Below are 14290 nucleotides of genomic sequence, written 5' to 3' on the forward strand. Positions count from 1 at the left end.
AATATAACCTAATGAAAAAGATTAAGGCATAAACCGATAGCCGATCCCTGTTTCTGTCATGAGATGCACCGGACAGGCGGGATCGGTTTCTAGTTTTTGGCGTAAATGCCCCATATAAATGCGCAAATAGTGACTATGTTCAACGAAATTAGGTCCCCAAACATGCTGCATTAAATGCCGTTGAGTAAGCACTTTACCGCTGTTATTAACCAATTCACTGAGTAAACGAAATTCTGTCGGCGTCAAATGGACTGTTTCATTTTGACGAGTAACAATACGATTAACCCAATCAATCGTAATATCGCCAAACGTAAATTGTGTGCTCTGCGTGTCTTGTTTAACAAAACGGCGTAGTGATGCTCTGACTCTGGCGAGCAGTTCACTAATACCAAAGGGTTTAGTCAGATAGTCGTCCGCACCGGCATCAAGAGCCTTCACTTTATCTTGTTCTGAATCTCGCGCTGAAAGGACGATAATGGGTGTGCTACTCCATTGGCGAAAATCTTGAATAAAATAGAGACCATCTTTATCAGGTAAACCAAGATCAAGGATCACTAAATCAGGTTTTCTTGATGCGGCTTCAATTAATCCGCGTTGGCATTCATTGGCTTCATAAACACGAAATCCTTCGTTCTCTAAAGCAAGCCGAACAAAGCGTAAGATCTCTTTTTCATCTTCAATAATTAAAATGTTATATGGAGTCACTGTTTTATTTCAATCTCATCAATATCAGGGAGTGATTTTAAAGGTAAAACAAAGTGGAAACTTGCTCCACCTTTTTTATTGTTTTCAGCCCAAATTTCACCTTCATGTAAGCGAATAATTGCGCTACATATCGCTAAACCTAATCCAACACCAGGAATTGCGGATTCTTTTACTGCACGTGAAAATTTATTAAAAATAAGGTGTAGTTGGTCAGTTGGAATACCATTGCCTTCATCCCACACTTCAACATGAATGTTAGGGGCTTCAATATAGGCTTTTACTCCGAGTTTTGTGTTCGATGTTGTATATTTCACTGCATTTTCAAGTAAGTTCGTGATAACTCGTTCAATTAAATTACCATCGCAATAAAGCAATAAATCAGCAGAAATATCAATTTGTAATGGATGCTTATCAAGTAAATAAGAGAGAGAACGAATGGCACTTCCCGTTATTTCTTGCAATGAATTCCATTGTAAATTTACTTGAATACCACCGGATTGAATACGCGCCATATCAAGTAAATTATTGACTAACCGTGAGGTTGTAAGGATCTGCTGTCGAATTTGGTTAACTTGTTCTGTATGGGATGAACCTTCAGCGCTTAAATCGAGAAGCAAAATCTCTGATTGTCCAAAAAGCACCGTAAGCGGTGTTTTTAAATCATGAGAAAGTGCGGCTAATAATGCATTTCTTAATTGTTCTCGTTCGATGTTAATTCGAGATTGTTCTGCAATTTCAGCTTGTTGTAATCGCTCGAGGGCATTAGCAATCAAACCGTTAAATGTTTGCAATAGTTGCTGCTGTTCAGGAATAAGCAGTTGGCGAAGATTATTCGGTTCAATCGCTAAAATCGCTAAAACTTGTTGAGAAGCGGTAATCGGATGTAATTGGTAAGGCACACTTGGCAGAGTATCTGTGCCTGCACCTGCAATTTGGTCTTTATCACAACACCAGCGTGCAATGGCATTATCAATAGGTAAATTCCCCATGCCTTGTGCATGAAAAGGCGTCAGTTCACCTTGTTTGTTGGTGAGTAATAAGCAAACTTTGGCATCAAACGCGCTTGATAAAAAATGGTAACTGGTACGAACAACATCTTGTAACGTTACCGCTCGACCCAGTTCTCTCGTCATTTCAAATAAGTGGCGAGTGCGTTGTTCTCGATAACGTGCGACGCGAGTTTGATAACGCATACCTGCCGTTAAATTACCGACCACTAATCCGACAATCAGCATGACGGTAAACGTGATCAAATATTGCATGTCGAGTACAGCAAGTGAAAAGTGGGGCTGTACAAAAAATAAGTCAAAACTAATAACGTTGATTAATGCCGCAAAAATAGAAGGGCGTCGACCAAAAAAGAGCGCAATTAATACAACCCCCAATAAATAGAGTGTCACCAAATTGGCTTTATCAAGTGCTAATAGAAATGTGCGAGAAAATAAGGTAATCGCTAGACATAATCCAATCGCTGTAAAATAGCCTTTTATCTCTTGTCGCCATTTTTCAGTTTGTAATGGTGCTGTTTTGGTTTTATAACGTATATCCTCATCATTGAGAGCAACACTGATAACATGAAGATCGGGCGCATAGCGTGCTAGTTTTTCTGCAAAACGCATCCGTATCCAGCGTTTTAACCATTGCCATTTTTGGTAAGCACGTTGACCAATAATCACTTTTCCAAGATTATGCTCTCTGGCATAACGGATCACGGCCTTTTCAGCTTGGTTATCAGAAAGGATTGCGGTTCTTGCACCTAGATGTTGTGCTAACTTTAAAGAGTGCAAAATCGCTCGGCGTTTATGTTCTCCAATTTGATGAAGCTTAGGCGTTTCAACATAAATCGCATGCCATTGGCAACCAAAGGCGGCAGCATAACGCGCTGCCGTGCGAACTAATTTGTCGTTACCGCCATGAGCGCCAAGACAGACCATCAAACTATCTGTGGTGTGCCAAACAGGCGCGGTTCCTTGGCTATCTCGAAACTCTTTAACTTGTGTATCAACTCTATCTGCCATACGGCGTAAAGCTAACTCACGTAGTGCGATTAAATTACCTTTACGAAAAAAGTGTTCAATCGCACGTTCTGCTTGTCCGGTTAGATAGACTTTGCCTTCATGTAAACGTTGTTGTAGATCGTCAGGCGGTAAATCCACCATAACCACTTCATCTGCACTATCGAAAATATAGTCAGGGATCGTTTCTTGGACACGAATTCCTGTAATACTTCCCACGATATCATTAAGGCTTTCAATGTGTTGTACATTTATTGTGGCAAGCACATCAATACCAGCATCCAACAGTTCTTCTACATCTTGCCAACGCTTAGGATGCCGGCATTTATGAGGATTACTAAATGCCAGTTCATCCATTAAGATCACCGCGGGATGTCTGGCTAACGCAGCATCTAAATCAAACGCGACAAGCTTTCTACCATGATGATGAATACGTTGTGGTGGCAATAAAGGTAAGCCATGAAGTAACGCAGCCGTTTCTTGCCTTTGATGCGTTTCAACAACACCCGCAAGCACATCAATACCTTGCTGGTGGAGACGTTGCGCTTCTTGCAACATGGCGTAAGTTTTTCCTACTCCCGCACAGGCCCCAAAAAATATTTTTAATCGTCCACGAGTTGTTGTTCGCGTTGAAGCAAGTAAATCATCGGGTGAAGGACGTTGCCATTGCTGATCGAGTTCCATTTTATTGAGTACTCACTTTTTGCGGCTTTTCAGCACTTAATTTATCAAGTGCCTGATTTAGCATAAACACATTCACAACAGGTTCACCCATAAATGACATGAGTGGCGATGTTGTATTGTCTTTTATTAATTGCTCAATTTCATTTTTAGTGAGTTTGCGAGAATATGCAATATTTTCAATTTGATAATAAGCGGCTTGTAAGGAAATATGAGGATCAAGTCCACTTCCTGATGCCGTGACTAAATCAACAGGAATAACGTGTTGATTATGGGTTGTTTTTTTCCATATTTGGATACGTTTAGTTATCTCATTAAGAAGTAATGGATTTGATGTGGCTAATTGGCTAGCACCTGATGCCATGCTGTTATAGGGCATCTCTGATGTCATTGATGGACGACTTTTAAAATAATCATCCCGTGTAAATTGTTGACCGATCAGTTCAGAGCCAATAAGTTTATTATTTTGATAAATCAGTGAACCGTTCGCTTGCCATGGGAAAATAAGGTTGGCTAATCCTGTAACAAGCAAAGGATAGGCGAGTCCGGTGATTAGTGTGAGTAATAATAACATCACTAATGATGAACGAAATAGATGCATATAGAACTCCTTAAAACCCAATAAACGCTAAAACCATATCGATGATTTTAATGCCAATAAAAGGAACTAATAATCCGCTGATCCCGTATAAAGAGAGGTTACGGCGCAATAATGCGTGCGCTGAAACCGGACGATAATGCACACCTTTTAGAGCTAGTGGGATCAAAAAGACAATAATTAAGGCATTAAAAATAACCGCAGATAACATCGCAGAGGCGGGTGAATGTAAGTTCATCACATTAAGCATGTTGAGCTGTGGATAGGTAACAGCGAAAGCCGCAGGAATAATGGCAAAGTATTTGGCGATATCGTTGGAAATACTAAATGTTGTTAACGCACCTCGTGTCATTAGCATTTGTTTACCAATGTGCACAACTTCGATCAATTTTGTTGGATTAGAGTCTAAATCGACCATATTTCCCGCTTCTTTGGCAGCTTGAGTACCTGAATTCATCGCAACAGCAACATCAGCTTGTGCCAAGGCTGGCGCATCATTAGTACCGTCACCTGTCATCGCGACTAATCGACCTTCTGACTGATATTGACGAATTAATGCTAATTTGGCTTCAGGTGTCGCTTCAGCTAGAAAGTCATCAACACCAGATTCTGCCGCGATAGCCGCTGCGGTAAGATGATTATCACCCGTGATCATCACGGTTTTTATACCCATTTGGCGAAGTTGAGCAAAGCGCTCTTTAATTCCACCTTTCACAATATCTTTTAGTTCAACAACACCTAAGATTTTCTGATTTTCAACCACCACCAGCGGTGTTCCTCCCGTTCTAGCGACTTGTTCGACGATCGCGGTGACCTCATCAGGAAAATGGCCGTGACTGACTTCAATATGACGACGAATAGCATCAACAGAACCTTTGCGGATCAAGCGTTCTCCTAAATTAACGCCACTCATTCTTGTCATCGCAGAGAAGGGAATAAAAGAAGCACCAAGTGATGCTAGATCACGTTCACGTAAGTTAAAACGCTGTTTAGCGAGGATCACGATACTCCTACCTTCAGGTGTTTCATCGGCAAGCGAGCTTAGCTGTGCTGCATCAGCCAGCTGTTTTTCGCTAATACCTGAAAGAGGGATAAAACGAGAAGCTTGACGATTACCCAGTGTAATCGTTCCTGTTTTATCAAGCAGTAAGACATCAACATCCCCCGCGGCTTCAACAGCTCGTCCACTGGTTGCTATCACATTGGCATCCAGCATACGGCTCATGCCCGCCACACCAATTGATGAAAGTAAACCGCCAATCGTGGTAGGAATAAGACACACTAATAAAGCAATCAAAGTTACAACAGAAATAACATCGCCATGCCCTTGAAATTCAACAGCGAAAACACTGAATGGGTAGAGGGTAATACAAGCCAATAAAAAAATAAGTGTCAGTGCGGTTAATAAGATAGTTAAAGCAACTTCATTCGGCGTCTTTCTACGCTTCGCACCTTCTACCATTCCAATCATGCGGTCGAGAAATGAATTACCTGCCTCAGCTGTACAACGAATAATCAGCCAATCTGACAATACGCGAGTTCCTCCCGTTACAGAAGAAAAGTCACCACCTGACTCACGGATCACTGGCGCTGATTCGCCCGTAATTGCACTTTCATCAACAGAGGCGCCACCTTCTATTACTTCACCATCACAAGGAATGACTTCGCCAGCATTGACTAAAACGATATCACCTTTATGCAATGAGAAAGAGTCAACGATTTCTTTCGGAGCATTAATGTCTGCGTGATGTAAACGCATCGCTTTGGATTGTTGTTTCGCGCCACGTAAGCTAGCTGCTTGTGCTTTGCTTCGACTTTCTGCTAATGATTCAGCAAAATTGGCAAATAGTAATGTCACCCATAACCAAAACATCACTTGTAAAGTAAAGTGATTATCATCAGGAAGATAACCTAATAGCGAAGCAATCCAAATTCCGGTCGTTAAAAGCGCACCAACATAAACAATAAACATCACAGGGTTACGCCATTGTGCTTGAGGTGTGCATTTTTTTATTGCATCAAAGAAAGCCGATATCACGGTTTTTCTGTCAAATAGTTGAGTTGTTTTCATGATACGTTTCCTTATTTAGCCCAAAATAGCTGTAAGTGTTCTGCAATAGGGCCAAGTGCTAATGCCGGAACAAAAGTCAACGCGCCGATCATTAATACAGTGAGGATCAATAACAAAATAAATAGTGGTGAAGTGGTTGAGAGTGTTGCCAAACTTTCTGGCTGACGTTTTTTTACAGCTAGACTCCCTGCGATAGCTAAAACAGGTAACATGACACCAAAGCGGCCAATCAACATGGAAAGTCCTAATAATAAGTTGTAAAAAGGTGAGTTGGCGTTAAGCCCCGCAAAAGCACTACCGTTATTATTAGCAGCAGAAGTAAAGGCATATAGCACTTCACTAAAGCCATGAGGACCTGGATTTAAGATGGCTTCACGACCAACATCAGTAAATAAGGCAAGGGTTGTACCTAATAAAATAACGGCGGGAGAAATTAAAATAGCAACGGCTACCCATTTCATTTCGGCAACACCAATCTTTTTACCAAGATATTCAGGTGCTCGACCAACCATGAGTCCAGCGATAAACACAGCTAATAATACATAAAGGATCATGCCGTAAAATCCTGAACCTACACCGCCAAAGACGACTTCTCCTGTTTGCATTAACCACATTGGCACCATGCCACCTAAAGCCGTTAATGAGTCATGCATAGCATTAACTGCACCACAAGATGCCGCTGTTGTGACAGCAACAAAAATAGCGCTACCGATTATGCCAAAACGTGTTTCTTTGCCTTCCATATTCAGCGAGCTATCCGTACCCGCAAAGATAAACTCAGGGTTTCCTTGCCATTCAGCCCAAGTGATCACAGCAACCGCAACAATGAAAATTAATGTCATAGTCCAAAGCAAGGTATGCCCTTGACGTTGTGTGCCACTTAAACGACCAAAGGCAAAACATAAGGCGGTAGGAATAAGAAATATGGCAAGTATCTGCAAAAAATTACTTAATGATGTTGGATTTTCGTAAGGGTGGGCAGAATTTGCTGCAAAATAGCCTCCACCATTTGTGCCTAATAATTTAATGGCTTCTTGAGAAGCAACGGGCCCCATCGGTAACCATTGTTGTTGACCATCAAGACCTTGGCTTAAAACAGCAGGATGAAAGTTTTGTATGACGCCTTGGCTGACAAATAACAGCGCCCAGACAATGGATAAAGGGAGTAAAACATATAATGTAATGCGTCCAATATCGATCCATGCATTGCCTAATGAGGTACAAGAGGATTGTGTTAGCGCTCTAATTAAGACGAAAGCGACAGCAATACCCGTTGTTGCAGATAAGAAGTTTTGTACAGCAAGCCCCGTCATTTGGCTTAAATAACTTACTGCGGTTTCACCGCTATAAGCTTGCCAGTTCGTATTAGTGATAAAACTAATGGTGGTATTTAACGCTAAATCCCAATTCATATTAGGTGCAAATTGAGGATTTAAAGGTAAATAGCCTTGGTTAAGTAGTATGACAAATAATAAGATTGCCCCCATTAAATTAAAAATAAGTAGGGCAAGCATATAGTGATACCCGCTCATCGGTTGGATTGCTTTTCCTGCGGGTTTAAAACCACAACAACGCCAAATAACATGTTCGGTTTGAGTAACCCAATGAGGTAAATCACCTTCGATAAGGCGAGCTAAATAATACCCAAGCATTTTTCCCATCACTAATAGTGTGATCAGAAAAACAGCAAGGTATATCAACATCGTTGTTGCCATTTTTAAAATGCCTCTGCATTAAATAACACGTAGATAAGATAAGCAGTGAGCAAAACAACTAACGTCACAGCACCGAATATCAACATTGGAACGATCCTTCTGCTATTTAGATTTAGTCAGCGTACTTAAAGGTCTGTAAAGATGTTGATAAAAGAGATAGGGGAAGTGTAAAAAAAGTATAAAAATGACTTAATAGACCGTTAATTACCTATTGATTTGTTGAAATAATGTCATGGCTTTGTTAGATATAATTATAAGTTCAAATAGTATGCTAATTAAGTGAATCAAAATTAGCACTTTCTTGGAGGTATTGAATGAATACTCTCTATCTAAAGGCTAAATGGTTTTTATACTTTTCAAGCCTGTTAATGATTTCATTTATCTTTATGGTTAAAGTGATGGCTAATTCTGATAAAGCATATCTCGTTACATTGGCACAAGAGGGAAATTTATCTGAATTAAAGCGTCAGGTAGAACAAGGTGCAAATATAGAACAACGCGATCTAAAGTTGCGCACTCCTTTAATGGCTGCTACACATGCTAACCAAATTGATGTTGCAAAATATCTTATTGAACAAGGCGCTGATGTTAATGCTCGTGATGCTATTCAAGATTCACCTTATCTTTATTCGGGAGCAAGAGGGCTACAGGAAATCTTAGAATTAACCTTATCACATGGTGCTTCTCTTAAAAGTGTTAATCGTTATGGTGGAACTGCATTAATTCCGGCTTCTGAGCGAGGGCATGTCAAAACGGTAAAAACATTGATTGATGCTGGAGTCGATGTTGATCATATTAATCGTTTAGGTTGGACGGCTTTAATTGAAGCCATTATCTTAGGTGATGGTAGTCAAAAATATGAAGAGATTGTGACTTTACTTATTAATGGTGGGGCTAATGTCAATCTTGCTGATGCTTCCGGTCAAACACCATTAACCTTAGCAAAAGATAAAGGCTATACAAACATCGTTAATATTCTTAAACAAGCGGGGGCAAAATAGTGTTAGATAAGCAATTTATACAACAAGCCATTTCGCTTGCTCTGGATAATGTGAAAGTTGGGGGACGACCATTTGGTGCTGTCATTGTGAACAATGGTCAAGTGATTGCAAGTGCGGTTAATCAGATCATAGAGACCAATGATCCCACTGCGCATGCTGAATTATTAGCATTACGGGAAGCAGGCAAGGTATTAGGACGGCCAAAGTTGGATGATTGTGTTGTTTATGCCAGTGGACAACCATGTCCAATGTATCTGGCTGCAATGCGTATGGCTGGGATTTCTAAGATTTTTTATGCTTATTCGGATGCTGATGCCAAGCCTTATGGATTATCGACTTCCATTATTGCCCAAGAATTAAGAAAGGTGCCGGAACAACAAAATGGTCTGCAATTTATACAGATAAAAACCGAGGATGAAGCACACCCTACACTTTATCAAGTTTGGTCCAAGCAATCTTAACTCTCTATTTTTATAAGTAAAACCCTAAAAGTGAATGTTAAAATGACTTTGTCACATTCAATCCTTTTAGGGTTTGTTATTTTTACTATCTACTTATTAATCAACAAAATAGTTGCTTTTCAGCAGGAGTGACATTTAACTGCGATTGCCAGTTTTTTAGTGTTAATGTCGCCAGCATGGCTAAACCTTCATAATATGGGAATGCGCCTTGCAGAGATAACTTCTCTAAATAACGATAAGCCCACGGCAGAAGATGTTCTGCTAATAGCTCATTTAATTTTTCAGGGCGAGTTTCTGCAATCCATGCGACCATCATGACCATTAAACCAAAATGGTCTTCCGGCTCATTTTGAGTTAACGCAATATCAATGCCATTCTCTAGCATCCATTCGCGTAAATCTAATGTTGAGTTACCAAACAATACGTTTTCATGATCAAGGTAAACGGAGCCCCAAGGTGGCGCAGGCAGTGCATAAGGACCGATAAATAAACGTTGATATGCCTGTGCTAACGTTTCTTCCGCTAATGTGGTTTGTGAAAGAAGGCTAGCAATGCGTTGTTTTTCTTCACCATTGCCATAAGGCCATTCTTCAACCCACTTTTGACTAGACAGCAGCTCGACAATGTCACTTTTCTCAGTAGGTGCGTAATAAAATGCAGCGCCTAAAATACGGGCAGTAAGAGAAATATCAGTAATAAGTTGTTGTTCCATAATATTTTTATAATCCGCTTAGATTTATTGTCTTTACTATATGCGATTTTCTATCTAAACATAATGACGAAGATTAAAAAAGATCGATACCGTAATATAAAAGGAAAACCGCCATAACAGATAAAAAGAGTGGGCTTTTTAACTATTACGGCGGTTTATCAGGGTGAGAAATTAATTAACCAACGACTGCCATACCGACAGTCATATGTAAACCATAGAACACACCGCGTCCTATAAACTCACCTGCAAACACGAAAATAAAGCCCAATGCTAACAAAGCAACAGAAGGATTATTTTTACGTAGCAGTGGGGCAATCCAGCAACTCAAGCCTAAGACTAAAGCCACTAATTTAATGCCCATAAGCGCACCATAGTTAGGGACTAAATCTACCGCTTTTTGCACAGAGGTTTGAATAGAACCTAATTCAAAACCTTGTGATGTTGCTACTATCGCACTCACAACAATGGCGATAACACTGATTAATGGCAATGCACTGACACAGTTTAGGTTAAATCCTGCTATACGCATTAAGAGTGCGGCTAAAATAGGACCCGCGATAAAGGCTGTCAGCACAAAATTAAAGGTGGTATAGCTGTTATACCAAGTTGGAACAGTCTCAATTTGGTATACACGAGAGATCGCCGTAATAAATAATGCGGCTAATACCATAACCAGTGCAACCCATAGTTTGCCTAATGCCGCCGGCATTTTATTCAGTACAGCCAGTAACCAGTAAATTCCCCCCAGTGCAAAGAAAATTGAACCGCTGGCGATTTCATTACTTAATGATGAGTGACCAAGACGAAGTAATGAGTTAAATGCACGTAATGGAGTTCCCATATGCATCATGGATAATAAGAAGCCTATTCCCATTAATGCCCAGAGTCCAAACATGCTGTAATGCACTTTCCGATTCATTTCGGCAGAGAGCTTACCCGAAAGAATAGCGCATCCCATAATAATAAAGGCGCCAGCAACACTTTGACCGATAACGGTAAAAAACATGAGTGGCCATTCATGCAATCCCACCATCTTACACCTCCTCTGGGTTTGCCAGATGACCAGTGGTATCACCCACAGGACGGCTATTGGCATTTAATTTAAGGACAATATTTGGCTTGGTATATTTTGCTGAAGGAAGTGGGGCAATTTCAGCTAAATCACCGTATTTAGCACGTAATTCTTCAATCGGTGCCATATCTAATGCACGCAGTGGGCAAGATTCAACACAAATCGGTTTTTTGCCTTCTGCTACACGTTCATAGCAACCATCACATTTGGTCATATGACCTTTGACTTCATCAAATTGTGGTGCACCGTAAGGGCAAGCCATATGGCAATAACGACAACCGATACAAATATCTTCATTTACCACGACAAAGCCGTCTTCGCGCTTATGCATTGCACCACTTGGGCAAACTTTGGCACAAGCTGGATCGTCACAGTGGTTACATGAAATTGATAAGTAATAAGCAAAAACGTTCTGTGTATAAACACCATCTTGCTCTGTCCAATCACCACCAGCATATTCATAGATACGGCGGAAATTGACTTCAGGGGATAAATTTTTAAAATCCTTGCACGCCAGTTCACAGGTTTTGCAGCCGGTGCAACGACTTGAATCAATATAAAAACCATATTGCGTTGACATAACCAGACTCCTTACGCCTTGACGACTTCAACAAGATTACTGTGAGAAGGATTACCCTTAGCGAGCGGTGAAGGGCGTTGTGTCGTTAACACGTTAATGCTACCAGCATGATCGATGCGGTTACTATCTGGGTTATACCAAGCCCCTTCACTTAAGCCAACAACACCCGGTAAAATACGAGGTGTGACTTTCGCATTGATCCGAACTTCACCACGATCGTTATAAATACGCACTAAATCACCGTGTTTAATACCACGTTTGGATGCATCCACAGGGTTGATCCATATTTCTTGAGGGCAAGCCGCTTTTAAGACATCAACGTTGCCATAAGTTGAGTGGGTGCGTGATTTATAGTGGAATCCTGTCATTTGTAATGGGTATTTTTCCATTGCCGGATCGCCATAGCTTTCAAAGCCAGCGGAGTAGATAGGCAGTGGATCGATCACATCGTCAGACGCCAGTTCCCATGTCGCCTTAATGTCAGCAAGTTGAGAAGAATAAATCTCAATTTTACCTGATGGTGTTGTTAATGGGTTGTTTGCGGGATCTTCACGGAATTTGCGATACGCGACGTGATGACCTTCTGGATCGCGTTTTTTGAAGATACCTTGAGCTCGGAACTCTTCAAACGTCGGTAGTTCAGGTAAGTTTTGACGCGATTGTTCGTAAAGATGGCGTAGCCACTCTTCTTGCGTGCGGTTTTCAGTGAATTTTTCACCCACACCCATACGTTTTGCAATTTCACTGGTCATTTCATAGATATTACGGCTTTCAAAGCGAGGTTTGATTGCCTGATCAGCGAAAATAACATAAGACATATTACCTGCAGATGCATCCATACAGAAGTCCATCTGTTCTGATGCGGTGCAATCAGGAAGTAGGATGTCAGCATATTTAGCTGATGCTGTCATATGATTATCGATCACCACAATCATTTCGCATTTTTTATCGTCTTGTAAAATGTCATGGGTACGATTGATTTCAGAATGTTGGTTTACTAAGCAGTTGCCCGCGTAGTTCCATACCATTTTAATTGGTACATCAAGCTTGTCTTTACCACGAACACCATCTCGAGTGGCTGTCATTTCTGGACCACGCAAAATGGCATCTGTCCACATAAACATAGAAATGCTGGTGGTTACTGGGTTAGTGAGAGTTGGCATCCGAACAAAAGGAATACTGTAAGATCCTTCACGGGCGCCAGTATTACCGCCGTTAATTCCCACATTCCCCGTTAAAATAGAGAGCATTGCGATAGCACGAGAAGTCAGCTCGCCGTTAGAACGACGTTGAGGTCCCCAGCCTTGTGTAATATAAGCGGGTTTCGCTGTTGCGATTTCACGGGCTAATTTAACAATGCGTGAAGCCGGAATACCGGTGATCTGCGCTGCCCATTCAGGTGTTTTTGGCTGACCATCTGCACCATTACCTAAAATATAGGCTTTATAGTGTCCATTTTTTGGCGCACCTTCTGGCATCGTCGTTTCATCGTAACCAACACAATATTTATCTAAGAAAGGCTTATCCACTAAGTCTTCTTTGATCATGACATAAGCTAATGCATTCACTAATGCAGCATCTGTTCCTGGACGAATAGGTATCCATTCATCTTCACGACCCGCACCGGTATCTGTATAGCGTGGATCGATGATAATCATTCGAGCATCAGATTTTTCACGCGCTTGCTCAACGTAATAGGTAACACCGCCACCACTCATACGTGTTTCACCCGGATTATTACCGAACATCACGACAAGTTTGGTGTTTTCAATATCAGAGGGGCTATTACCATCAGCCCAACCACCATAGGTATAATTTAAACCTGCTGCGATTTGTGCCGTACTGTAATCACCATAGTGATTAAGATAACCGCCACAGCAATTCATTAAACGAGCAATTAACGTTGCACCTGGTGGCCAAGATTTTGTCATGGTGCCACCTAAGGTGCCTGTGCCGTAGTTTAGATAAATAGATTCATTACCATAATCTTTGATTAAACGTTTCATGGTATCTGAAATAGTATCAAAGGCTTCATCCCATGAAATACGTTCAAATTTACCTTCACCACGTTTACCTACACGCTTCATTGGGTAACGTAAACGATCTGGATTGTAAACACGGCGGCGCATAGAACGCCCACGTAAACAAGCACGAACTTGGTGTAATTCTTCGTAGACATCATTGCCTGTGTTGTCGGTTTCAACATATTTAATTTCACCATCAACCACATGCATACGTAATGGGCAACGGCTACCACAGTTTACCGTACAGGCGCTCCATACCACTTTTTCGCTGTTTGTTGTTGAGGGAGTTTCTGAGGCAACGGCTTGATGAAAAGGGAGTGATAATCCACCTGCGGTTATTGCTAAACCACCCGCTGCACCTGTTTTTACAAAACGACGGCGAGATAAGGGAGTGGAAAGTAACGCCATCTCTTTGATGTTTTTCATACATTACTCACTTGATTATTTATATTTAAAGAAAAAGCAGAAGCTAATAAGCTTATAAAGAAATAATTATTGTTATTGTTGTTAAAAAATAAGCATTTTAACGTAGGCAATAAAACCCAACTGTTAATGTGGATACTACGTATTTCCTAAAAGTTGTAGTTGCTTTACATCAAAGAAAAGTGATTTATTACAAGCGTTAGCAGTTTTTAAGCCTATCTTAAGTTTTTGT

General features: G+C 40.9%; 12 protein-coding genes. 2 read left to right on the forward strand and 10 right to left on the reverse strand.

Going from position 1 to position 14290, the window contains the following annotated elements; translation table 11 throughout:
* Positions 1-21: 21 nt before the first annotated feature.
* Genes kdpE through DK865_RS19065 form a run of 6 tightly spaced genes read right to left on the reverse strand, consistent with a single transcriptional unit; the run spans position 22 to position 7871 of the window.
* Entirely contained in the window at positions 22-705 is a 684-nt protein-coding gene (kdpE, locus tag DK865_RS09410; protein WP_036913022.1) for a two-component system response regulator KdpE, read from the reverse strand.
* Positions 702-3404 (reverse strand): two-component system sensor histidine kinase KdpD, encoded by a 2703-nt coding sequence (gene kdpD, locus DK865_RS09415; protein ID WP_109391753.1) that lies wholly within the window; start codon positions 3402-3404, stop codon positions 702-704. The genes kdpE and kdpD overlap by 4 nt, the downstream gene beginning before the upstream one ends.
* Before the next feature lies 1 nt (position 3405).
* Positions 3406-4002, reverse strand: coding sequence for a potassium-transporting ATPase subunit KdpC (kdpC, locus tag DK865_RS09420; protein WP_036913025.1), 597 nt, complete (start codon positions 4000-4002; stop codon positions 3406-3408).
* 10 nt (positions 4003-4012) lie between these two features.
* On the reverse strand, positions 4013-6070 hold the full coding sequence (gene kdpB / locus DK865_RS09425; protein ID WP_109391754.1) for a potassium-transporting ATPase subunit KdpB: 2058 nt from the start codon (positions 6068-6070) through the stop codon (positions 4013-4015).
* An 11-nt stretch (positions 6071-6081) separates the two neighbouring features.
* Complete coding sequence (gene kdpA, locus DK865_RS09430; protein WP_023582150.1) at positions 6082-7785, reverse strand: potassium-transporting ATPase subunit KdpA; 1704 nt, start codon at positions 7783-7785, stop codon at positions 6082-6084.
* A gap of 2 nt (positions 7786-7787) precedes the next feature.
* Positions 7788-7871, reverse strand: a complete 84-nt coding sequence (locus tag DK865_RS19065) for a potassium-transporting ATPase subunit F (RefSeq protein WP_100158289.1) — start codon at positions 7869-7871, stop codon at positions 7788-7790.
* A gap of 228 nt (positions 7872-8099) precedes the next feature.
* Here DK865_RS19065 and DK865_RS09440 point away from each other — a divergent pair, with 228 nt between their 5' ends.
* Entirely contained in the window at positions 8100-8786 is a 687-nt protein-coding gene (locus tag DK865_RS09440) for an ankyrin repeat domain-containing protein (protein WP_109391755.1), read from the forward strand.
* A complete protein-coding gene (locus tag DK865_RS09445; RefSeq protein ID WP_109391756.1) occupies positions 8786-9247 on the forward strand; it encodes a nucleoside deaminase in 462 nt (153 codons plus the stop codon). Before DK865_RS09440 ends, DK865_RS09445 begins: the two co-directional genes overlap by 1 nt.
* A gap of 100 nt (positions 9248-9347) precedes the next feature.
* On the opposite strand, the gene dmsD is transcribed toward DK865_RS09445, so the two are convergent.
* The 4 genes from dmsD to dmsA all read right to left on the reverse strand — a co-directional run bounded on the left by dmsD (position 9348) and on the right by dmsA (position 14061).
* Complete coding sequence (gene dmsD / locus DK865_RS09450; RefSeq protein ID WP_109391757.1) at positions 9348-9959, reverse strand: Tat proofreading chaperone DmsD; 612 nt, start codon at positions 9957-9959, stop codon at positions 9348-9350.
* Between the two features lie 175 nt (positions 9960-10134).
* Positions 10135-10992, reverse strand: a complete 858-nt coding sequence (locus DK865_RS09455) for a DmsC/YnfH family molybdoenzyme membrane anchor subunit (RefSeq protein ID WP_023582153.1) — start codon at positions 10990-10992, stop codon at positions 10135-10137.
* Position 10993: 1 nt separating this feature from the next.
* Complete coding sequence (locus DK865_RS09460; RefSeq protein ID WP_023582154.1) at positions 10994-11611, reverse strand: DMSO/selenate family reductase complex B subunit; 618 nt, start codon at positions 11609-11611, stop codon at positions 10994-10996.
* 11 nt (positions 11612-11622) lie between these two features.
* Positions 11623-14061, reverse strand: coding sequence for a dimethylsulfoxide reductase subunit A (gene dmsA / locus DK865_RS09465; protein ID WP_023582155.1), 2439 nt, complete (start codon positions 14059-14061; stop codon positions 11623-11625).
* Between the last annotated feature and the right edge of the window lie 229 nt (positions 14062-14290).

Source organism: Proteus cibi, assembly GCF_003144405.1.
Classification (GTDB): domain Bacteria; phylum Pseudomonadota; class Gammaproteobacteria; order Enterobacterales; family Enterobacteriaceae; genus Proteus; species Proteus cibi.

Coding starts and splice junctions, on each gene's coding strand:
- kdpD (WP_109391753.1), bottom strand. CDS start 3,404: ATGGAACTCGATCAGCAATGGCAACGTCCTTCACCCGATGATTTACTT.
- kdpC (WP_036913025.1), bottom strand. CDS start 4,002: ATGCATCTATTTCGTTCATCATTAGTGATGTTATTATTACTCACACTA.
- kdpB (WP_109391754.1), bottom strand. CDS start 6,070: ATGAAAACAACTCAACTATTTGACAGAAAAACCGTGATATCGGCTTTC.
- kdpA (WP_023582150.1), bottom strand. CDS start 7,785: ATGGCAACAACGATGTTGATATACCTTGCTGTTTTTCTGATCACACTA.
- DK865_RS19065 (WP_100158289.1), bottom strand. CDS start 7,871: ATGTTGATATTCGGTGCTGTGACGTTAGTTGTTTTGCTCACTGCTTAT.
- DK865_RS09440 (WP_109391755.1), top strand. CDS start 8,100: ATGAATACTCTCTATCTAAAGGCTAAATGGTTTTTATACTTTTCAAGC.
- dmsD (WP_109391757.1), bottom strand. CDS start 9,959: ATGGAACAACAACTTATTACTGATATTTCTCTTACTGCCCGTATTTTA.
- DK865_RS09455 (WP_023582153.1), bottom strand. CDS start 10,992: ATGGTGGGATTGCATGAATGGCCACTCATGTTTTTTACCGTTATCGGT.
- DK865_RS09460 (WP_023582154.1), bottom strand. CDS start 11,611: ATGTCAACGCAATATGGTTTTTATATTGATTCAAGTCGTTGCACCGGC.
- dmsA (WP_023582155.1), bottom strand. CDS start 14,061: ATGAAAAACATCAAAGAGATGGCGTTACTTTCCACTCCCTTATCTCGC.